Below are 23,265 nucleotides of genomic sequence, written 5' to 3' on the forward strand. Positions count from 1 at the left end.
TTATAGTTATGTCAGATATCTCATTTTCATTGGAAATATCCAATAGATTTTCTATTCATGCTGTGGAAATTGTAATTTCATTGGAATTATCCAATGGAAGGGCATTGATTTTCCAATTTCAGTGATTTACTTCCTGTTGCAACGAAAGGCGAAAATCCCTCTAGGGTTCTTCGCCTTTTTTTGGTGCCTCGCTTTAAAAGTTACAGTGCTAAACATGACATACACTACTGACGCTGAGCCTGCAGCACTGTGTAATCGCGCCACTCTTCTGGCAGTAGACGTTGATATAGCGGCTGCAGATAGCGGTCGTCGATCAACAGTAGAACGCCGCGATCCGTTTCAGAGCGGATCAAGCGCCCGCCGGCCTGCTGCACTTTGTTCATGCCTGGGAACACATAGGCATACTCGTAGCCGTTTTTGCCGGTACTGTCCATGTACGTCTTGATAAGATTTCGTTCCGGTCCTAGCTGCGGCAAACCGACTCCGACGACAGCCACGCCTGTTAGTCGGTCTCCTACTAGATCAATGCCCTCCGAGAAAATACCGCCCATCACAGCAAAGCCTATAAGTGTCTTCTCCGTTCCCGCTTGAAACTCCGCCAGAAAGTTCTCCCGCTCCTCCTCCGACATTTTCGTCTGTTGTACGAGAACTCGGAGCTTCCTTTCCGGTTGCTCTGAATGCAGGACCTCCTGCTCACCTACGAGGTCAGTGAAAGCCTCATATACGCTGCTCATATAGGCATACGAAGGGAAAAACACCAAATAATTACCCGAACGCTTCGCCATCCGTTCATACAGCGAGCGGGCAATCGGCTCACGACTGCGCTCGCGATCCTGGTAGCGAGTTGATAGAGGCTGAACGAAGACATCCAGCTTCTCTTTGGAAAAAGGGGACGGCACCGTCACGGAATAGTCGTCCTCCCCAGCCCCTAGTATGTCCATGAAGTAGGACAGCGGCGAAAGGGTCGCCGAGAAGTACACATGCGACCGATACCCCTTGCCCATCTGTCGAAGCAAGTGGGAGGGATCGAGGCAGAATAGCTTCACGCTGACCTCGTTTCTGTCACATGCCATGAACGTCACATACCGTTCATCGTACAGCTTCGCAATGCGCACAAAATTTTGTGCGCCGAAGTAAGCCTCCAGCAGCAGCGGGGCTGTAGGGGGTGTGGGCGTTGTGGCGCCTGCCCCGGCCAACTCTTTTTCCGCTGCTGCAATAAACACGTCCAGCAGCCCGATTAACAGCTCCGGCAGCTCCGGCTCCACCTGCATCTGGCGATCCCCGATCTGCTTTCGCATCGCAATAAAGTACTGATTAATAGCCTTGGCCGCATCATGCAGCTCAGCTCGAACGCCCTTGAACTCGCGCTGCAGCGTAAGGAAATCCGATTTATTTAAAACGCTGGAATACATCTCGCGCGCACGATCCACTAAATTATGAGCCTCATCTACAAGGAGCGAGGTTTGCCGCTTCTGTTCCTCGAAGAGCCTTTTCAGATTCACACGAGGGTCGAAAATATAATTATAATCACAAATGACAGCATCTGCTGCATAGGCGACATCGAGTGAAAATTCAAAAGGACACACCCGATGCTTGCGCGCATACGATTCTATAACTGAACGCGTCATAATGGTCTCTTGTTTCAAGAGATCGAGTACGGCTTCATTAATCCGGTCATAATAGCCGTCGGCGAACTCACAATGCTCCTTCGAGCACCGCACTTCCTCCTTAAAACACACTTTCTCCTTCGCCGTAATCGTGACTACTTGCAATTGAAGTCCCCCAGCCTGCAGAAGCGAATAAGCTTCTTCCGCTGCGGTACGGGTAGTTGTTCTCGCCGTCAAATAAAAGATCCGCTGCAGCAGTCCCTCACCAATCGCTTTGACCGATGGAAATAGGGTCGACATGGTCTTACCGATACCTGTTGGTGCCTTGGCGAACAGCTTGCGCCCTTCGTTTATCGTTTTGTACACCGCACCGGCCAGCTTACGCTGTCCTTCACGATAATTCGGGAACGGAAAAGACAGCTCCTTGATGCTCTGATTCCTGCGCTGTTCATGCGCATTTCTCGCCTGTGCATATGGATAATACCGCTCCACTACGTCAAACATGAACTGCTCAAGCTCGTCCGATGACACTTCCACAACAAATCGCCGAGTCTCTTCCGTATCAACCTGCACATACGTGAGTTGAATTCGCATACGGCTTAGCCCTCGATCCTTGGCCACCATATAGGCATAGCATTTCGCTTGTGCCCAGTGAACCGGATAGGAATCCTCCTCGATCTGCCCAATATCGGAGGAGGTTGATTTGATTTCGTCCACGGTAACCATCTCGCCATCCGCATCCATCAGAAGCCCGTCACAGCGCCCATCAATGACAAATAAAAGATCCTCATAGGAGATCTCAGCCGAAACATAAACCTCATGCTGGTCCGACTCGCCGTATTGCTTCTGTAGTTTTTGATGCGCCTTGGTCCCTTCCGTCAGCGCACGGCTCGTCCTAAAACCTGACTCAATACTGCCGCTGCGATACATATATTCCACAAGGGAGCGCACGGAAATGTTGACGTTAGGGGTCATCTCTATTTTTCTCCGTCCTAGAACATTTGTTCTTTATTGTAGCATGCACCAGTACTAAATAGCTACTTTTCTCACTATAAATGGAAGTATGTTACAATCAATTTAAATCAATTATTTTACCATTTAGACTCAAGAAAGGGCGCTACATGTACTATTTCAGTAAGTTCTTTCTCAAACTTCTGCGGATGAATAACAAGTTTATTTTCGTCGTAGCCATCACGTTTATCATCCTATCTTCCGTGAGTGCTTACCTATTGGAAAAAGAAACATTTGGCAGCCTCTTCAATGGCTTATGGTGGGTCATGACGACCGTTACGACAACCGGCTATGGGGATTATTTTCCGAAAACCGTGGCCGGCAAATTCCTCGGCATGTTTCTCTACATCTTCGGAATAGGTCTAATCTCCGTCACCATCGGTAAAGTTATCGACTCATTATTCGTATACAGACAGCGAAAGGAAGAGGGCAAATTGAGATATCAAGGCGAACAGCATTTTGTGATCGTAGACTGGAGCAAAAACGCCGAGTTGGCGATTCAAGAAATTCTGAACACGGACTCGGAAACGGAGATCGTCCTCATTGATACACTGGAGAAAACACCTATCGTTCATGACCGCGTTCATTATATCCAAGGAAGTCCTACCCTCGTTGAAACGTTGGAAAAAGCTAATATGAAAAAAGCGCGTTCTGTGTTCATCTTTGCCAATGAAACAACGGAAGATCAAGCGATGCTTCGCGATCCCTCCTTTGTCGACGGCAAAACACTGCTCGTTGCCACGACCATTGAGCGGAATTACCGCAACGTGCACTCCATTGTGGAAATCAAAAACAGCGAAAACATGCAAAACTTCCTGCACGTCAACGTGAACGAGTTCATTCTTGGATCCGAGACGATCTCACAGCTTGCCGTTCGCTCTGCCTTTTCACCAGGCTCTTCCCGTATTGTTTCACAGCTTTTAACCAGACAATCGGGTGATAATCTTCATGTTCTTGGCAAAAGAAAATCGTGGAGCACCTACCGTGACGCTTTCGAGCAGCTGCTCCAAGAAGGTGCGACACTAATCTCCGACGGCGATCAATTGAACATCAACCGCAAGCTGGATCAGCTCATTCCTGGAGATGCGCGGCTGTTCGTCATCTGTGATATCGATACATATCAGCGTATCTCTTCAAACACATAAAACGGACAAAGGAGGGCTACTGCCCTCCTTTGTCCGAAGTTAATTATTCCCACTTGTAGAGGTGGGGACATATTAGGTTGTGTTATTTGAAATTTATCATATCGAATCCCCAGACATATACTTCGTCCTAAATTCTGAAGGTGTCATGCCGATATGCTTCTTGAACACCTCGCTGAAATAACGCCTATCCCCATAACCAGTTGCATAGGCGATTTCCTGAACTTGATGACCGGCAAGCAGCCTGTTTTTCGCCAGTTCCATCCGCTCTTGCGTGACAAACTGCATAAAGGGCATACCTATCGTTTTTTTGAACAGGTTGGCAAAATAGCTTCCGCTGAGATGAACAAGCCTCGCGCTGCTTTGCACCGATAGATCCTCATGAAGATGGCTGCGGATATAGTGTACAGACTCCTCGATGATGGATGAGGCTTCACTGGCCCGCGACCGTTCAATCAACTCGCAGCACAGCTGACATAGCTGCTGCAGCTTCCCTTTCAATTTACCCATAGAGACTGACCCCAGCATACTCCGGTCACGAACACTCTGTAGAATACTTATTGCATCTTCTTGTGAAACGATTTCCAACAAAACACGGATCATCATGTAGGCGAGCTCATAATACATACTAATGACATATTCAGGTTCGGGCATTTCTTCCGTACTCATAAATTCAGCGAAAATATGCGTTATGATCGCGGCAGCTTTCTCCGAATTGCTGCTGCGTATGCTATATTGAAGCTCTTTCTCCATATCAACGGAGTAATAAATACGTCTGATATCAGTCGTTGTCACTTCCTGATAACCAAACACACCATTGCCTCCGGTGTAAAAATGGTACGATAAAGCGGCAACAGCTTGATCGTACGAACTAGCGAGCTCGTTGATGCGCGGAATAGCTAAGCCGAGACCGATGGATACCGTAAATCGCGTATACATCGCAATGTGCTGGCAGCATTTTTCCGCGATCACCATGCTGCTATTTCCCTCTTTTTCATTAAATACAGCGACAAACCGCTCCATCGTCTCTCTGAAAACGATACAAGACGTATAGGCAGATACTGTTTCTTCAACGATATTTTGCAAAGCAAATCGCAGTAATTCCGCTTCTTGAACCGGAATGTGAAGGCATTGCTCCTCAAAGTTATCAATTTCCAGGACCATGACAGTCAAGTTCTCTTTGGCAAGCGGTATTTCCAGAAACTCCCAGCGCTTAAGTATATTCTCTTCCTCACCGCGATGGTGCAGCAGCAGTTGCAAAAACTCTTGCTGCAACATCGGTATGCTTGTCTTAACCCTCTGCTCCAGCTGCCAGCGTTTACGAGCTTCACTTCGCTCTTCTTCGAGTACTAGCTTCGCCTTAAGAACAGCCTCCACGATCTCAGCCAGCGAGAACGGTTTTGCTATAAAATCGAATGCCCCCAGTTTAAGTGCCTGCTGGGCGTATTCAAAATCTGTGAATCCCGTTATGAAGATGATTTTGCAGCTTGGATATTTCGCCTTGACTCGCTCCGTTAAGGCCATGCCGTCAATTCTTGGCATTCGAATATCGGTAATGATGATATCTGGCGACATCTCTTCGATCAATCGAAGCCCATCTTCACCGTTCGTCGCTGTACCGACCACATGAATGCCATGCTCACTCCACCGCACACTCTTGGAAATCCCCTCAATCACAGCCACAATGTCGTCGATAACACACATTTTCCAGTCGTTATTCTTCATACTCTTCCCACCCTTTTCTTCATGGATAAGATGGAATCGTTATGGTCGCTTTGGTAAATAAACCAGGTTCGCTTGCTAGATGCAATTCGGCATCATTGCCATACTCGAGATTTAGACGCTTCTGAACATTGTACAGCGCGTATCCATTCAGTTCCTTCCCGGGTTCCTCTATGGTGGAGAATCCTTCCCCATTATCCTCGACCTCCAGAACAAGCAGCTTCCCATTCTGTACGATACGTATGTGAATGAATCCACCTTTTTGTTTATTTTTAAATCCGTGCAGGATCGAGTTCTCTACAAGCGGTTGCAGCAAAATTTTCAAAATATGTTGTTTGATATCCACATCCCTCTGCACATCAACCTGAAAGTCAAACAAGGATGTGTAGCATTGCTTTTGAATGTTCAAATACTGCGTCACATGGACAATTTCGTTCTCAAGGGTAGTGAGTTCACGACCTTTATTCAGGCCGAGTTGAAACAAACGAGAGAGTGAAAGCACCATATTTTGCACATGTTCATGCTCTTGAAGCTGACTTTTCCAATAAATCGTGTTCAAGGTATTGTACAGAAAATGCGGATCGATCTGCGCTTGCATCGCTTTCAGTTCTGCCTTCCGCTTCTCCGTTTCCGCCTCCTTGACCTCATGGAATAAACGGTTGATTTCATCTAACATTCGGTTAAAGCGATACCCCACCTGCGTGATTTCATCTTGAAATACGCTTTCGAATCGGACATTCAATTGGTTAAGCTCCACTTTTTTCATTACGGTTTGGAGACGATTCAGCGGCAGAAGCAGCAATCGGGTTAACAGTCGCGCAAACAGGATGGAGACCAGGAGACAGATGAGAATAATCGCAATCATTGCCCACTTGATATTACCCATCTGCTGCAACAGACTCGATTTGGGGAGTACACTGAACATGACCCATTCTTTGGCCGACCCCAGCCTCCTATAGTTGACGAAATAGTCTTTTCCATCGGCCTGATAATCGAAGTAGCCTTCATCGTTTTGCAGGGCATGCTGAACAGCACTATTCTGGTTGAAATCTGGAAATAGACCGATGTCCGAAGGGAAAATCATCTCTCCCTCGCGGGAAAGCAGCATGAAACGCCCTTCGTTCCAGTCTAAATATTGGTTAATGTATTTTTTAAGTTCCTCTACTTTCACATTCGCAAGCACATACTTGCCACTTGAAGCTTCATTCATAGCCCCTTCCGTCAAAAAGGAGACCATATCATTTTTCTCGTTATAGAACAGATCTACATGTCCCGCTATCCAGAACTCAAGATGCCTGTCTGATGCAGATTTGGCCTTGGTATAAAGTGTCGTAGAATAAAAGGATTGCCGCGGAAGTCCGATTTTCGAAGTTTCATAGTATTGGCCATCTGGCGTTGCAATGAGAATGGAATTAATTAAAGGTTCAATCAATTTCAGCTGAATGAACACCGATTGCAAAGCGGATAGGTGCGTATAATAATTTTGAAAATCCGAAGTGGGTTCCAGTCCGACAGCTCTTCTGTAATCCGTGTTCATCATCATAGAGAAAATGGACGTCTTGATTTTGTTCAGCTTTTCATCCAATGCTTGCGAAGTCTTGTTAAGTGTATCCTGACTAAGACGGTATGCATTTTGTTCAGCTACACCTGCGGCGATCCGATAAGCAAGCAACCCTGTAGCTAAGATCGCCAAGGATACAACAAGTATGAACGCCATCCAAATCCTCTGGCGAAAGGACAATCTGTACATCAAGTCCACGTCAATCCCCAGCCTCACTTTAGGTTCATACCCCTGATCTTAACACGTCAAAGACTCACCCCTCAACCCTTTAGTGCTCCGACATTCATCTGCACGAAGGACTTGTTCGCAAGCAAGTAGATCAGCAGCATTGGAACCATGGAAATGCAAGCTCCCGTTAGCATGAGGTGACTTTGCACAGCCCCTCCATAGCCATAGCGAATGTTAGCCAGACCGACCGTAATGGGCTGCAGATTCGGCTGCGACATAGTGAAGACGAGGGGCATGATGTAATTGTTCCACGCTCCCCTGAACGCGAATAGAGCAACGACACCTATCGCTGGCGTGCAAAGCGGTAAAATGATTCGTGAAAAGATATAGAATGATCCAGCGCCATCGATCATGGCTGCCTCGTCCAAATCTTTGGATATCCCTTTAATAAACGCATATAGAATAAAGAAGGTTGTTCCACCCGCTCCGGTCATCATAATAATTAATCCAAAAATTGATTTATGCAAACCGAGCATGACCATGATTTGATAAGCAGGCTTTAAGGTAATTACGCCCATGTGAATAAACATCATGGCGGAATATACCCCCAGAAGCAGCTTTTTGCCGGGAAAGTCTTTACGAGCGACGGCGTAGGAGGCCAAGGCACAAACGATGATTGTCGTAATCGTCGCACTAATGCTATAAATCAAGCTGTTCCACACGTATCTGGAGAATTTGGCTTCTTTCCATGTGTACATGTAGTTCTCAAACTGCCAAATACTTGGCAGTATGGACGTGCCAGCATTTAGCTCCTGATTCGTCTTAAAGGAACCGAGCATGGCGAGCACAATGGGAAGCAGCAGAAGCGCAGCAACCGCAAGTAGAAATATCCATGTGATGATTCTGCCCGATATGCGCGGCATAAATTACCCTCCTTTCGCATTCCTCAGGAATGAACATCATTAAGTTTTCTTGATAAGTATAAGTAGATTCCTGTTATGACGCCTACAATCAAAGCCAGGAACATGGCCACCGCCGCTCCGTAACCGATATCTTGAGACATCGTTTCACCTGTAGAAACAGGGAATAATAATTTGTACAAATATAAGTGCATGACTTCCGTAGTCCCCGCCGGTCCTCCGCCGGTCAATACCATGATCGCCTCATAGCTGTCGAGCGCACTCATAATAGCGAGCATCATGATGATATTCAGTACGGGACCCAGCATCGGAATGGTGATCGACCAGAAACGCCTTATACCCCCAGCTCCATCCATCTCAGCACTTTCGTAAACATCCTTGGGTATGCCTTGCAGTCCAGCCAAAAATAATAACATATAGTTACCGATACCGCCCCACGCTGCAATCAGGATGCAGGTTAGTAAAGCGTACTCCGTGCCCAACCACTCCACAGTCGGTAACCCAATCATTTTCAATATTTGATTTAATAAACCGTTGTAGGTGTTGAAGATAATATAAAATACAACCGCCATCACTGCTGTGCTAAAAATGGTGGGCATGAAGTAAATGCCACGCAGCAAGTTGCGCCCCTTAAGCTTACCGTTCAAGATGACGGCCAATATCAAAGCGACGGGTATCGTAATGATCATTTTGCCGGCGGCAAAAGTGAACGTATTCCAAATTGCATCCCATAGAACGTCGTCACGAAAAATCCGCTTGAAGTTATAAAAACCTACGAACTTCGCAACACCGTAGCCTTTATAATCATAAAACATGTAGCGCAAAGCCCATAAGATCGGATAAATACCGAGTGTAATCGTTAAGATTACACTCGGAGAGACGAACAGATAGGCTTCCGCGTGGTTCTTCCATTTTCGAATCATGGCAGCCTCCAGAAGCGTATTTATTCAAGCCTTATTTTTTCTGCAGCGCCTTTGGATCAAAATTCGGATCAGCCTTCACTTTCACGCTGCCGCTGCTCACCGCTTTATCTAAAGCGGCATTATAACGAGCTGTTACGTCTTTGATCGTCTTATCCAAATCGCCGCCACTCAAAATGTACTTCGTAAACTCTTCGTGCCATGTTTTCCCTTCAGGTGTAACGCCTTGCGGTGCTACAGGCCAAGCAGCATCATTTTTAGTCAAAAGGAAATTTTTGATGCCTGGAATGCTAGGCTCTTTGGCTCCTTGCAATACATGAGGAAGCACCGTTAAACCAAAACCTTGCTCGTGGTACCCGCGAAGAATCTCATCCTGATACATGTAGGAAATGAACTTCCATGCCTCTTCTTTGTGCTTTGACTTACTGCTCAGGGACAGCCAAGTACCTGCACCAGGATCAATCGCGCCTTTAGGCTCCCCACCGTCAATCGTTGGCACTAAAGCGGCGTCCCAGCGAATTTTGGGCGGGAACTGATTTTTATATACTCCCGGTTCAACCGAGTAAGAGATATACATCCCAATCTTGCCTTCCGCAAACTGCGCGCGCATCGGATCCATGTCCAGCGCCTCGGAACCCGGCAGGACACTGCCATTTGCTTTCATTTGACGTAACGATTCGATAATAGGCTTCCAGCCTGCGAAATCATATTTACCTGCTTTGAAGTCAAATCCAGTTCTGTGGAATCCGTTCATTTCAGCCATTTTCGCTACAGAACGGTCCAAAGCGCTTGCCGGGCTCTTATAAGGAAGCGACCAGCCATAAATACCGTCAGCCTTGCCCACTTCAGTAATTTTCTTTGCTGCGACAACCATTTCATCGAGCGACTTTGGTGGCTTGAGGCCCGCTTTGTCAAACATATCGACGTTATAAATGAGTCGAATCGTGGTGCCTACGTTAGGAAGTGAAATGATGTTGTTATCGAATTGGTTGTTGCCCTCGAACACGTAGCTTCCGAATTTTTTCTTCATATCGTCTGTTAGGTATTTGTTAAACGGTTCAAAGTAACCTTTGGCATAGAGCTCTATCTGTTTACCCGGCGTTGCGAATACATCAGGAGCCTGATCGCTTGTAAAGGCCAGATCCAGCGATTGCGGATAATTCTCCGCCATCATCGTCATTTCCACTTCAATGTTGTCCTTATTCGTCTCGTTGAACGCCTGGATTTTCTGCTTGATGTAATCGGCGTCATGTCGTTGGAAGGTCCAGTAAGTCAGCTTTGTCTTTTCTTTCTTGGCTTGCGGCGCAGCGCTCCCGGAAGGAGTTGATCTTGAGGCCGATTGGCCGCTATCCGCAGTACCGCATCCTGCGATGCTGATGGCTAACGTAATCCCTGCTAAAACAGTTAACGGTTTTTTTATTGCTTTGTTCATCGTTTCATTCATCCCCTCTATTTAACTTGTCTGCTGCGTCTATCATATCGTACATTTCGCCAGGTGAGAGCGAGGGAAAGCAACTTGTTCGGTGGTGTATTTCAACTATTGTGTAATGACGAGAACAGGACGTTTGGTTTCTGTTGCATTCTCCCGAGCACCATAGGTTATATCGCCAGTACTGCCAACATCCGTAGGTGAATTTACCCGAATGGAAATCATTTTAGAGCCAGCGAGGGCGCTTTGAACCTGTGCCGTCACATCGATGTCGACCGGTGTGTCGACAACCATGGAAGACCACGAACGAATCAATGTGCTGCCAATCGGCTTGTTGTTCCATGTGATAGACGACTCGATCCATGTGTCGTCGCTGACAAGCTCAGCCTGATTTGTCGTACTCGCGGAGCCGACTCCAACGGGGATCAGCCTTATTTTGGCGCTGCTCACCGCCCCTGAAACAGATGACAGATCAAAACGAAGATAGCTGTATCTGTTATAGCCGGCAGTACTTTTCTTCGTTACCAAAGACTGCACTGTTCCATAATTCGTGTCTGCATAGCTTCCATCCCTAACATAAGCGTCAGCATTTGGTGAGAGGAGCGTTTGAGTGACGGCTCCCAGACTGAATTTGACTTTAAAGGTTCTTCCCTTGGAACCATTTGTATTGACGGTCAGCTTAATCGTCGGGCTAAGCTGTGTCACCGTAACACCAGAATCAGCTATCAATTCGCCAGAGGCGCTTCGATTGATTTCCAGTTGAATCGTATCTGTATTGGCTTGTGTCGGATCGGAAACGCCAACCTCGATATCGCTCGCCGTTTCAAGCGTCATTACAGAAGCCTTCTTATTGCTTGTCAAGAACGGTGACCCGTTAACTTGAATCGTCTTAAGCGTGTCCGTCCAGAAGTTGGCGCCAACTGCTTGGCTTGTCGTATCTTTGACCGCTTGCGCGTCTGGAGAATTCTCCAGAATCGCGATGCCGGGATTCGCCGCATAGCCGCTGACTTGGGCGCTTGTTTTGTTTGGGAGCATGACGTACGCATAGCTCGCATTCGATGGATTCGTCCCATGTTCCTGCCACAGAGTCAGAAAATTCCTGGTCAATACGGTGGAATCAATCGTTTTGGCATACATATTCACATCGCTCCATGCGCCCGTTCTCGCTTCGCGCAACCCCTTGATCGTTGATGCTGTCGGGAAATAATAACCGATATCGGATTCAGGCACGTTACCGGCCATATGCAGCCAGTTTACGCCGTTCAGCGTTTCGGACCAACCGGAGAATGCAGGTTTCGCCACGCCGTTGACCGTCAGCATATTGTCGCCTGCTGTATTTATTTTTCGATTCTCAATGGTTGTTTCAATCATCCTGTTGTCAGTACTCGTAATACCGGCACCTAATGCGACAATCTCATCGTCAAACATAAACCACGACTTTTTGCCGTTCAACGTGCTGCTCCAAGCATCCAACTCCATGCCGGCAACACCATACTTATTAGCCACTTGTGTGCCTCCGACCCAATTTTTGCTGCTCTTGTAGCTTTGTCCGGATGAATTTGCTCTGGTTTGTGTATCGACCGTTGTACCCGGTAGACGATATTTATTGACTAGCGCCCAATATTCATCACTATAATGACCCAAATCATTATTGTAGAGATAAGTCATACCGTCGCTTGTGTACCAGCCTTTGAGATTTTCATTATTGATCGACTCGTAATTGTAAATTCGGCTTGACGACATACTAAGCGCGAAACCGAACCCAGGACGCAGATGAACAGCGCGATCCATGCTGGGGAAGGGTTTATTCATGACAAGTTCGCCCCGAGCTGTAACGCTCGAATCATTAACGATCTGTTTGGCAAGTGTTACATGGTAGATAGAAGCGTTGGCAAAGAAGTTATAATAAGTATCCGATTGGATCCAGTACTTAACCATACTTTTAAGTTTATTCGCATCAGAAAGCGGGGCAAACTGAGCAAGCTGAATGATCGGTTTCATGACTTCCATGCCAACCATATGATCCTGTGCTGTACGCCGGGATGCCTCCCTGCTGCGGGACATATCCATCATTGCCCCTTTATACATGAGCGGCTCAAAGGAATCATAGACCCATTTATACAAGTTTTGGGAGTCTGGTGTTGTGATAGCCCAAGATGAGCCGCTAAGTAGATAAACAAAAGGCACAATCGTCTGCAGCAGCGATTTGCCGTACCCTCCCGTGTACGGATGGGAAGTATGTTGAATGAACGAGCCGTCATCGTAGAATCCGTCACCGCTTGTTACATTTGCAAATACGTTGGTCAAAGCGTCGCGAGATGAAGCGATACTTGCACTATCTTTGACGATGATGCCACGAATGCCTACGGCAGTTGCTTTCCACACTCGGTTCGCGCCTGTTGCTGTAGTACCGTTCGTTATCGTCGCAGAAGGAGCGAATTTATTGATCGCGTTCATGTAATTGTTTTTTTGCGTGGAGGTTAAGCTATCGTACAGCAGAATCGTACTATTATTAAGCGTGAGGGGAACATTGATTTCCCAATCAAACCAGTTCCCGTATTTTGTTTTGTTCTCATTGTATGTATTGGCATACATCCAGTCGAGACCGCCGATAATGTCCGATAAAAGAGTGGTCTCCTGATAAAGGGAAGATCCGTTCATCGAGTAAGCTTTGGCCATGGCGTCTAAACGGGAATAAGTAATTGCCATAAAACTCGATTTATTCAAATCCGTTCCAGCGATGCTATCGCTCAAGTCACTCCATAAATAAGTGCGAGAAGCCGATTTGTCCATTGTGTCCCAGTATCCTTGTGCAGTCGATGTAAGGGTTTGCAAGATAACGGAAATATCGGGATCGGAAGCAATATAGTCACCTCCGAGCAGATATGACTTCCATTTGAGCCTCAACACGTCGTATTCGTCAGCAGCCGCTACCCGTCCTGCAAATAATGATGAAGTGAATCCAAACAACAATAAGGCGATGAGAAACATGCGAAAACCTGACGTGATCATGCGTTTCATTCATTTTCCCCCATTCATGAGTAGGATAGCGGTCAAATAACCGCTTCTCACAAATAACGTATACAGTTTCTCATGAATAAAATAGGGGGGAAAACGATTTTGAAGGTGAGGGAATTCAACTATCAGGGAATTTCTTCCCCAGCTTTATCCAATATGGCCCCAGATTGTAACCATCTGAGCAAATACGTATCAATTTTCCCGTTAAATTCCAATTTAATATGAAGGTTAGCACCAGACTGGTCAGGGTCGGTATGTTGAATACTTTGGTCCACGATGACCTCCAGCGCTCTTGTTTCTTCTATTAAAGCAACTCGTGAGCCAACCGTTTCCTGCTTGTACATAAATGCTTGTACGAATAAAGCCGTTCCCTCGGTACGCACTTTTTGGATAACGGATTGACGCTGTTGATGGGGCGGATTGTCCGGTGTCCGGGCCGTATATAGGTCTACTTGGTGTGAACACCAGCACCAATGCTCAAGTTCCCCCTTTCGCATCTTGTAGCGAAATGATTGCGGCGATTGCATCACTGTGTGTTGCTTATCCTTGAACAAATCTTGCGAGAGTATGCTAAAACGCTCATCAGTCGGCTGCCAGTAATGCGAATCGTTATGAAGCATCTCCCCGCTGATGTGACCTAACAGTTCCAGTTCACGTTCGGAAGGTACGGTCACCCTCACAATATCGAGCAAATACTGTTCCGTAAGTACGTTGATACGCCGAATCTCTGCACCTCTGTAGGCTTCTTCGTCCCATGGGCACATTTCTAGCGGGAGGATGATCTTGTCTTTCATCGTGTAGCTGTCCTCTTTCCAATCAACAGCCGTTTCCACCCATACTCCCCATGCTGTCTCCTCAAATCGGATGATGCGCGCGTCTTGCGGGGGCTGGTCTTTACCGTCGATGCACACCGTATTATGAGAATACGTATGCTTAAACCAGGCATAGTGAGCCGGAACCCCGTAAGCGACCGTACCTGGGTCGATCATGAGCGGAATACTCCCGTAAGCCAGCGATATGCCCAAACGGTCCATGTGATCGTGTTCCCCGCCGAACTTGCTGTGTTTGACAACCGCATGCAAGCCGTCTTTTCTTACCAGCTTCGTCAGACCGCTGTCTGGTGCAGAGCTGCTTTGTCTAAGCATGGATACAAAATCAAAAAAGGATGACGGTTCCGTCAAATCTTGACCATACAAAATCGCATAGACCGAATCTCGCAGTCCCGGCTCAAAGTCGATTACTTGCACGGATGCGGCTTCTGTCATTCCGTAGGCTGTCTTCAGTAAGGCTCGGTACTCGGGCTTATCTTGCCAATCTAGTGCAATTTCATAAAAACGCGCGTAGCTCTTAATAGTGCCCTGCGAAGAGGCATCGTTCATCATCGGAAATGAGCCATTCGGTAAAATGAAAGCGAGCGGGAAGTCGAACATTTTCACTAATGTTGGATGGTTTCGTAAATCCCACTGCGTACCCTCAGCAAGGAAGCAGTACGTCAATATCGACTCAAAAGCATAGAAGTGATAATTGAAATTCCCTTCATACCAGAGACCGTCGCCCAGCGCGCCGCGATTGATTTGATCTATAAGCCCATACTCGCCATCCAGTCCGCTTCGCAGCAAATCCTCATCTTGCAGCATCACCCCCAACGAACAAATAGCCGATGTTATCAGAGAGGCATGATTGTGGATTTGCTGCTCTTTGTGGGTGATTAGAAAGTTCGCGCATGGCCGAAGCAGCCCTTCCCGAATACGCTCATCTTCTTCAGGATCCATTACCACTCTCAGCAGGCCGTACCCGACGACTAGATCAAGAATCCAATGCGACTCATCTAATGTCTGTGCGAAAAGCTTCCCTGGTCCGTTATAGGGGATGTCACCATGTGGCTTGTATCCACAATAATGGTCGGCATAAGCAAGCAAAAACGATTTGGCTTTCTCGGCATACCTTATTTGCGGGTCTATTCCGTACATTATTCCAAGGCTATAGATACCATGACCGATCTGTACATGCACATGTGATTGCCATGCAGCATCAAATGGTTCCCCTGTCCAGACTGTCCCACAAATAGGACAACGATGCTGCTTTGGTAGTTTCCAGTCGAATTGAAGCCTCGTTCCATCGTGATGACAATGGTAGTAATGACCCCAGTCACCGCATTCATTCGCGGTAATGTTATAGCTGATAGAGAGCGCTTCTTCAGCGTCCCTTCTCATTTTAGCCATAGCTGCCTGAAATTGAGGTTGTTTGGCGTTACGCTTGCCTCTGTCCATTCTTGTAGTATTCATGTGTTCCCCCTTAATAAAACGATCGGTTTCATCATTTTCTACTCCACATTTAATTAACAATAGTTGAACAATTAAAAAGCTGCAATGCGTCATAACAACGATTAAGGGCGGCTATTTGATTATAAAATATGTAAGGGATAAACTATTTTGTAAACACAACAAATAAACTTAATCAGGCAGCTTGTCAACGGGCTGGATTAAGCTTTCAAAAAAAGACACCACACTCTCTATTAATATTAAGAGTCGGTGTCCTATTTCTATTTACCCCTTCGGCTGAACCCAGCGAAACGGTGTCGTATTAAAAAATAAGTTCGGATTGACCTGCACATTGTGCGCCCAAAAGGTAAAGTGCAAATGCGGCCCGGTAGAGAAACCGGTCGTGCCGACAAGCCCAATGATATCGCCCTGTTTGACCCGATCACCCGTTTTCACGCGCAGCTCCGAGAGATGGGCATACTGCGAGAAAAGCCCCATCCCATGATCGATATAGATGGCATTGCCAGTCAAATACAGGGTTTCCGCCAGCGCGACTACCCCGTCGTTCGTAGCTTTGATCGGGGTGCCTTCCTTCGCGGCCAGATCAATGGCTAGATGAGAGCTGTCGTATTTCCCGTTCACATAACGGGTGTACCCATACGGTGTCGTCAAAATCCCCTCGACGGGCTGCACGAACGGCCCGCTGAACAGAAACTCCGGCTCGGATTTACTTCGCGTTAGGTCGATCTTCTTCTGGTCGGCTGCAATGCGCCCCGTGTCCTGCTTCATGCTTTCCATCTGAGCCGTTACCTTCAGATACTGCGTTTCGAACTTCTTCGGTTGAATGGTTAGTGTCTGATCACCGATCGGATATTTCCCCGGCTTTGCACTCATCGTAATCGGCAAATATGTAAAATATCCCGTTCCAAAAGGCTGAAGGGTATACGTTTTATTTAACCAAGTGATACTCCCAGGTTCATTATGACGCACCAGCACCACATCCCCTGGAGCTGCGCTATCCGGAACGAGCTTCCATTTCGAACCGATGACCGCTTTGGCATCATCCTTGGTTCCGTAGAGCGCCGATTCCATCTTCAATTGCTGCAAATGATTTTTCTCTTTCTGAATGGCCTCTTTGACCTCTGCCGTCATACCGTCCACCCAGGTCTGTCCACCATCCGCCGTGATGAGCAGTGGGTTCTTACTATCCTTCGTACTGGCGAGAAGCACCCATCCGATGCGAGGTGTCAGGAACTGCGATTGCTTCACTTGTAAAGAGGCATTGCCCACTGTGACCGTAAGCGGCTTTGGGCTGTCCTGACCGGCCGAGCCTGAACTTGCTTCTAGGCTAAGCAGTTCCGTTAACGGTCCGCCTGTTAGCAAAGCGCCACCGGCTTCCTCGGCGATGATGTCTGTTCCTGACGTTTCTCGCCACTGCGCCCCACCATCCTCTGTTCTCGCGATTCCATCTGCATATTTCACCCAGCCGCGATCAAAGTCAAGCATGCGGAAGTCCACAGCCTCTCGCGGTGGTGGCGTTGGCAGCGGTGTTGCTACTACAACAGCAGGCGTATTGTCTTTCCAAGAGAATGGTGCGCCGAATGGCGATTTATCAACTAAAATCACCACACATGCGGCAAGTAGGCAGGCGCCGGCCAAGAGCGGCCATTGACGACGTTTTCTTGATTTCATTGACATTTTCCTCCCCTGCTTACAAGTGAGTTATTTCTTCTATGCTTACTTCTTACATGGGAACACAAAAAACCCGAAGACATCCATGCCTCCGGGTTTCGTTATATTAAATTTGCACGCCCTTTTTGAGCGCTTTCTGATCCGTATTCGTGTTATTAACTAAAGGAAGTAACTTGACACTTCGAACCATAGTGGACTGACATAAATGACAAGTCGGCACGTGATCGAATGCAAAATTATCTCGCATCCAGCCTTTACAGCCTTCTTTTTCACAAGACCATACCGTCACATTTTCTAGAGGCATCTCTTCAAGCGACTTTTTTCTGGAATACATGGATAAACCTCCTTAGAGTTTTACGTTAGTAAAACTAGCTTGGTAAGCATTGACGTAGCGTTTTGCTATTTGCAAAACGTTCTTCGCCCTCATAAGCTAAATTGAAAAAGACTGCCATTACACAAGTAAAGGCAGTCTTTTTAATTATATTACAGTTTTACAACGTTTTCTGCTTGTGGTCCGCGGTTGCCTTGAACAACGCTGAACTCAACGTGTTGGCCTTCGTCCAAAGTTTTGAAACCGTCGCCTTGGATTGCGGAGAAGTGAACGAATACATCGTTGCCGCCTTCAACTTCGATGAAACCGAAACCTTTTTCTGCGTTAAACCATTTTACTGTACCAGTAGCCATGAGAAATACCTCCAAAAATTATTAACATGTTTTTATTCTTCAAAGAGAAAAAATTCACACATTGCAAAAGGTTCACTAACAAAAATGAAAACCCTTTACAATATGTGAATTCAGGTTCTTTTTGTCGATTGGATTTATCATACCATACCTATCTTGAAAACGCAAACTATTTCCAGTTAATTTATTACAAAGTAACCGCTTTCCTCATAAAATGGGCGGATGGCAGCGGATGTATTTTTAACCCCTACTTAAGTCTAGGTATTCACTTAGCCTCTGGACCGTGTGCCGTTTTAAGCAAGGGAACTATACTGAAGTTATCGATTCTTAGGAGGGTTTTCATTGTGTACAGCATAAGTGTTCAAATCATACTGTTTGTTTGTTTATTATTCGTCATTTTCACCTGGATAGGGAGTGTCAAAGCATCCCGATTACTATATAACCAGAGTCTGGAACGGATGCACCGCAAAGCAAGCAAGCTGCTTTTCTGGTCATGGTTTCCGGCTATTCCTGCTGCTGCTATCATTGGAGCTATTGTCTGGATGCAGCAATCCATGGTTCCGGTCTTCTGGCAAGACCGCGTGTTTATTCAAGCGCCCCTGGTAGTTCTGCCTATTTTGACCATATGGTTCGTATCAGTTCCTAAACTGATCAAATTGCGTTCCTTAACGAAGCAAAGCTTAGCCGAGCCTGGTGCAGCAATAGAGCCAACTATTTACCATAGAGCTGCTAGCCCTGGTCTCATTATTCCTTTTCAAATGACGGCTCTAGGCGCGTTAACCGCTTTATATTTCTCACTCGTGCCTCCGGTTCCATTTCGGTGGTTGGAAATTTCCATACCTCTGGCTGCCTTTGTACTCGCAACGGTTGGACTTTGGTGGAGACATCAGATTCGCTTCAAACAGGTAAGTAAAATGGAAATTTACGCCATTCCTACCTTTTGGAAACGCGCCTTAACGTTGGTAGGTGTTATGGCTGTTGTGGCTGGATCTGTCTATTATCTGTTTACGTTGGCGATGAACAACAGTCAATTACCAGCGGAAATCGATATGGCGAGCGGAACACACGATTATGGCGGTCAGGCAGTAACGGCGAATAGGAGTCCGCATAATCACGGGATTGAGGGAATGAACGGCTCCTCTGCCAAAATGGTGTCTGTTGCTGACCTTACAGGTCCGCGCGAAGGGACGCCGGATCGCCATTTTACACTTACAGCTCAAAAAAAGACGGTCACACTTAGCTCTGGCAAAACCGTGGATGCTTGGACGTACAATGGGCAAATTCCAGGACCGGAACTGCGTATGAAAAAGGGAGAGCTAATCGAGGTCACTTTGATCAATGAGGATATCGAACATGGTGTTACTGCTCATTGGCATGGTTTGGATGTACCAAATGCCGAGGATGGCGTTGCTGGAGCCACGCAAAATGCCGTTATGGCGGGCGAAACCTACACATATCGCTTCCGTGCGGAGCAAGTGGGCACTTTCTGGTATCACTCCCATCAAGATTCACAAGAAGCAGTTAGCATGGGGCTTTTCGGAGCGTTAATCGTTGAACCGAAGGTGGAAACCCTGCAGCAAGTGAAGGACATCACGGTCATGACACATCGTTGGAAAGGCAATACATTCGCCATTGGCGCGTCAGATCAGTTAGAACGCATGACAATTGCTCCAGGGACGCCTGTCCGCATGAGACTTATTAACACGGACGATTGGGTGCAGCAAAAATATACCCTTGTCGGCACTCATTTTGAGGTGGCCGCGATTGATGGAACGGAACTGAATAAGCCAGGTGTATTGACCAATACGCATTTGGTTGTGGCTACAGGTGGTCGGAATGACATCACGTTCATCATGCCAGAGCGTCCTGTGTACCTGAATGTTGGCGGTAACCGCAGCAGCGGCATCTTGATGTCGCCGGATGGGAAGGGAGAAATTCCAGAGCTTCCTCAAACGGTCGCTTTCGATCCTCTTCAATATGGGGACCCGACTGCGACACCCTTTGATGCAAATAGCCGTTTTGACAGAAATTTCACCTTGATCTTGGATAATAAACTCGGGTTCTATAATCGTAATCTAGATTTCCTTTATACATTGAATGGCGAAGTATTCCCGAATACACCAATGCTAATGGTGAAAGAAGGCGATCTGGTCAAAACAACTATCGTTAACCGCGGAAACGTCGACCACCCGATGCACTTACACGGTCATCATGTGCTGGTGCTATCTCGTAATGGCAAGCCTTCCACGGGCAGCCCTTGGTGGTCCGATACGCTGGCTGTACTGCCAGGAGAAACTTATGAAGTGGCTTTCGTTGCAAATAATCCTGGACTATGGATGGATCATTGCCATAACCTCGTACATGCCGCAGCAGGAATGACGATGCATCTTATGTATGAAGGCGTAACGACGCCATTCTCGGTAGGAAGCAGTACGATTAATCATCCAGAATGATTGACTCCGTTTTCATAAAAGAGGGAGGGGATGTTAGGATAGGTAACATAGACTGTTGACAAAATGACCTGTATCGGTTTACGCTAGAGGAAAGCAAGCGAGAACTGAATACTATCCATTTCGTATAACCTTAATAATTGGATTAAGGGTCTCTACTTAGAAACCGTAAATTTCTAGCTACGAAAAATGTGCGCATGTTTGGCATATTTTTCATGGCTAGTTTTTTTGTGTCCATTGCTTCATACAATACTAGGACTAGGAGGTTTTTAACGATGACAACCATTCTAATTAAAGATGCGCAAATTGTGACTATGAACCGCAATGGAGATATGATTACAGGGGATATTTTCATTGAAAATGACCGAATTACAGCAATTGGACCGGATTTGAATCCCGCACAAGTAGATAAGGTGATTGACGCCAAGCACCGTACGATCATTCCAGGTTTCATTCAAACCCATATTCATTTATGCCAAACCCTATTCCGCGGTAAGGGAGACGATCTGGAATTAATGGATTGGTTGAAAAAGCGGATATGGCCGCTTGAAGCCTCGCATGACGAGGAATCGATCTATTATTCCGCCATGCTTGGGATCGGCGAACTGATTCAAAGCGGTACAACGACGATCGTCGATATGGAGACGGTGCATCACACCGACTTTGCTTTTCAAGCTATTGCAGAGAGCGGCATGCGCGCTTTATCCGGCAAGGTGATGATGGACAAAGGGGACGAGGTTCCTTTTGCTTTGCAAGAGAAGACCTCCGAATCGCTCCAGCAAAGTGTCGATTTATTGGAGAAATGGAACGGACACGACGATGGCCGCATCCAGTACGCGTTCTCTCCACGATTCGTCATATCGTGTACAGAAGAACTGCTGCGTGAGGTCCGCAGCCTATCGGAGCAGTACCAAGTGAAAGTGCACACGCACGCATCTGAGAATCTCGGCGAGATCGAAATTGTGCAGGCCGAGACTGGCATGCGCAATGTCGTCTATCTCGATCATCTCGGTTTGGCGAATGAGCGGCTTATTCTGGCGCACTGCATTTGGCTTGATGAGGAAGAGAAGCGCATCATCCATGAGCGGGGCGTGCATGTGAGCCATTGTCCCGGCTCTAACCTGAAGCTTGCTTCAGGCATTGCCGAGACGCCCGACATGCTGAAGCTCGATATCTCCGTCAGCCTAGGAGCAGATGGCGCGCCGTGCAATAATAATCTCGATATGTTTAACGAGATGCGTTTGGCTGCGCTTATCCAGAAGCCGATACACGGGCCGACGGCCATGAATGCGCAGACGGTCTTCCGCATGGCGACCATCGGGGGAGCCCGCGCTGTCGGCATGGAGAAGGAGATCGGCAGCCTCGAGGTCGGCAAGAAGGCCGACCTCGCCATTCTCGATCTCAACAATTTCCACACGTATCCGTCCTTCGACGTGGATCCGATCTCTCGCATCGTTTACTCAGCGACGCGAGCTGACGTAGAAACGACGATCATTAACGGTCGTATCGTCATGGAAAACCGTATCATGCGGACGATCGACAAGGACATCGTCCTGCCCGAAGCGAACCGCTCCATCCAGCGGCTGCTCAAGCGCGCCAACCTGCGCTAAGCGGCGGCTATCATACAAGCCTGCAATCCAACTAGCATAATGCTAGCTGGGCTGCGGGCTATTTTGCTTCGCCTTTTGCAGCATAATCAGCTAATTCCAACTAGTGGGGGGAGAGATCGTCAATCCTCTCACGAACCACTTTTTCGTCGGGGTTTCCGAAGGAAGCGAACCGCATCTATGCCGGAAATACGAGCACCATTACAGTGGTTCAAGACGGCATATGACCAAAAAGCCTCCAAACCCACGAGCGATCCGTGGACATGGAGGCTTTACTATAGGATCACTCGAATGAAGCGCGAAGGTCGCTATTTTTCCGTTGAACAGACTTCATTAAATCGGCATTAACTTCTTTCTCATCCGCCATGCTAATCAACGCATGAACATCCTTCGGCAAGCATTTCCCGCCGTACCCGCGACTATCCTCATACACGAAGGTATGGCTGCGGCCGATTCTCGGGTCCTCGAGCCAAACTTCCCGAAGTTCATTGTAATCAATCCCGTGTGCTCCGGCAATATCATAAAACTCATTGCAAAACGACACTTTAAGCGCAAGGAAGCAATTCTCCATATACTTCGCCATTTCGGCTGTGCGGGCATCCGTCCGTCGGATTCTCACTTCTGCGTTGTACACTTGCTGATAGGCGCGGATCACAAGGCTAACATCCTCAGATTCGCCCCCAAATGTAAGCCAAGTCCGATGACTCAAATCCGAAAAGGGGTGATCCACGGTTTCTCCATAGTATTCCGGCTGGAACACGATTCTTTTCCCCGTTCGTTCCTTCATAGCGTCGGTGAACCCTACGGGAACAGTCGAGCGAATCACAATGACTTTAGCTGTCAGCCACGTAATCACTTCTTCAACAATAGACGTATCACATTTGCCGCTCGGGAGTGAGGGAGTCGGGACACAGACGAAGACGACATCGCTTTTGTTTACCTCCGCTTGACTGCCCACCTGCATAGGTGCATCATAAACCGCAGCGTTTGGAAACAAAGCGTGTATTGCCTTCCCAACATGACCGTATCCAACAATTCCTATGTTCATCGTCATTCAGTCCTCACTCCTTATGCTT

15 protein-coding genes and 1 riboswitch are annotated in these 23,265 nt (G+C 47.2%); of the genes, 3 read left to right on the forward strand and 12 right to left on the reverse strand.

Annotated elements, in window-relative coordinates; translation table 11 throughout:
• Positions 1–224 precede the first annotated feature (224 nt).
• Positions 225–2,582: an ATP-dependent DNA helicase gene (locus QFZ81_RS33365; RefSeq protein ID WP_307606140.1), complete on the reverse strand. Its 2,358-nt coding sequence runs from the start codon at positions 2,580–2,582 to the stop codon at positions 225–227.
• A 146-nt stretch (positions 2,583–2,728) separates the two neighbouring features.
• On the opposite strand from QFZ81_RS33365, the gene QFZ81_RS33370 reads away from it, so the two are divergent.
• The gene (locus QFZ81_RS33370; RefSeq protein WP_307606142.1) at positions 2,729–3,763 is read left to right on the forward strand and encodes a potassium channel family protein; all 1,035 of its coding nucleotides are present in this window, start codon (positions 2,729–2,731) and stop codon (positions 3,761–3,763) included.
• 96 nt (positions 3,764–3,859) lie between these two features.
• Here QFZ81_RS33370 and QFZ81_RS33375 read toward each other — a convergent pair whose 3' ends face one another.
• The 10 genes from QFZ81_RS33375 to QFZ81_RS33420 all read right to left on the reverse strand — a co-directional run bounded on the left by QFZ81_RS33375 (position 3,860) and on the right by QFZ81_RS33420 (position 18,135).
• Positions 3,860–5,485, reverse strand: coding sequence for a response regulator (locus tag QFZ81_RS33375; protein ID WP_307606144.1), 1,626 nt, complete (start codon positions 5,483–5,485; stop codon positions 3,860–3,862).
• A gap of 19 nt (positions 5,486–5,504) precedes the next feature.
• The gene (locus QFZ81_RS33380; RefSeq protein WP_307606146.1) at positions 5,505–7,199 is read right to left on the reverse strand and encodes a cache domain-containing sensor histidine kinase; all 1,695 of its coding nucleotides are present in this window, start codon (positions 7,197–7,199) and stop codon (positions 5,505–5,507) included.
• 104 nt (positions 7,200–7,303) lie between these two features.
• Complete coding sequence (locus QFZ81_RS33385) at positions 7,304–8,134, reverse strand: carbohydrate ABC transporter permease (protein WP_307437278.1); 831 nt, start codon at positions 8,132–8,134, stop codon at positions 7,304–7,306.
• 23 nt (positions 8,135–8,157) lie between these two features.
• Positions 8,158–9,054, reverse strand: coding sequence for a carbohydrate ABC transporter permease (locus QFZ81_RS33390; protein WP_307437275.1), 897 nt, complete (start codon positions 9,052–9,054; stop codon positions 8,158–8,160).
• Positions 9,055–9,085: 31 nt separating this feature from the next.
• Positions 9,086–10,483, reverse strand: a complete 1,398-nt coding sequence (locus tag QFZ81_RS33395; RefSeq protein WP_307606148.1) for an ABC transporter substrate-binding protein — start codon at positions 10,481–10,483, stop codon at positions 9,086–9,088.
• 105 nt (positions 10,484–10,588) lie between these two features.
• Positions 10,589–13,501, reverse strand: a complete 2,913-nt coding sequence (locus QFZ81_RS33400) for a polysaccharide lyase family 8 super-sandwich domain-containing protein (protein ID WP_307606150.1) — start codon at positions 13,499–13,501, stop codon at positions 10,589–10,591.
• 122 nt (positions 13,502–13,623) lie between these two features.
• Positions 13,624–15,783 (reverse strand): heparinase II/III domain-containing protein, encoded by a 2,160-nt coding sequence (locus tag QFZ81_RS33405; protein WP_307606152.1) that lies wholly within the window; start codon positions 15,781–15,783, stop codon positions 13,624–13,626.
• 261 nt (positions 15,784–16,044) lie between these two features.
• On the reverse strand, positions 16,045–17,451 hold the full coding sequence (locus tag QFZ81_RS33410) for a M23 family metallopeptidase (RefSeq protein ID WP_307606155.1): 1,407 nt from the start codon (positions 17,449–17,451) through the stop codon (positions 16,045–16,047).
• 106 nt (positions 17,452–17,557) lie between these two features.
• On the reverse strand, positions 17,558–17,785 hold the full coding sequence (locus QFZ81_RS33415; RefSeq protein WP_029199449.1) for a cold-shock protein: 228 nt from the start codon (positions 17,783–17,785) through the stop codon (positions 17,558–17,560).
• A 149-nt stretch (positions 17,786–17,934) separates the two neighbouring features.
• On the reverse strand, positions 17,935–18,135 hold the full coding sequence (locus QFZ81_RS33420; RefSeq protein ID WP_029199448.1) for a cold-shock protein: 201 nt from the start codon (positions 18,133–18,135) through the stop codon (positions 17,935–17,937).
• 341 nt (positions 18,136–18,476) lie between these two features.
• Between QFZ81_RS33420 and QFZ81_RS33425 the strand changes: the two genes are divergently transcribed.
• On the forward strand, positions 18,477–20,585 hold the full coding sequence (locus tag QFZ81_RS33425; protein ID WP_307606157.1) for a multicopper oxidase family protein: 2,109 nt from the start codon (positions 18,477–18,479) through the stop codon (positions 20,583–20,585).
• A gap of 100 nt (positions 20,586–20,685) precedes the next feature.
• A riboswitch (purine riboswitch) is annotated at positions 20,686–20,785 on the forward strand.
• Between the two features lie 72 nt (positions 20,786–20,857).
• A complete protein-coding gene (locus QFZ81_RS33430) occupies positions 20,858–22,192 on the forward strand; it encodes a 5'-deoxyadenosine deaminase (protein ID WP_307606159.1) in 1,335 nt (444 codons plus the stop codon).
• Positions 22,193–22,472: 280 nt separating this feature from the next.
• On the opposite strand, the gene QFZ81_RS33435 is transcribed toward QFZ81_RS33430, so the two are convergent.
• The gene (locus QFZ81_RS33435) at positions 22,473–23,243 is read right to left on the reverse strand and encodes a Rossmann-fold NAD(P)-binding domain-containing protein (RefSeq protein WP_307606161.1); all 771 of its coding nucleotides are present in this window, start codon (positions 23,241–23,243) and stop codon (positions 22,473–22,475) included.
• Between the last annotated feature and the right edge of the window lie 22 nt (positions 23,244–23,265).

Origin of the sequence: Paenibacillus sp. V4I9 (assembly GCF_030817295.1) — a bacterium.
GTDB lineage: Bacteria > Bacillota > Bacilli > Paenibacillales > NBRC-103111 > Paenibacillus_E.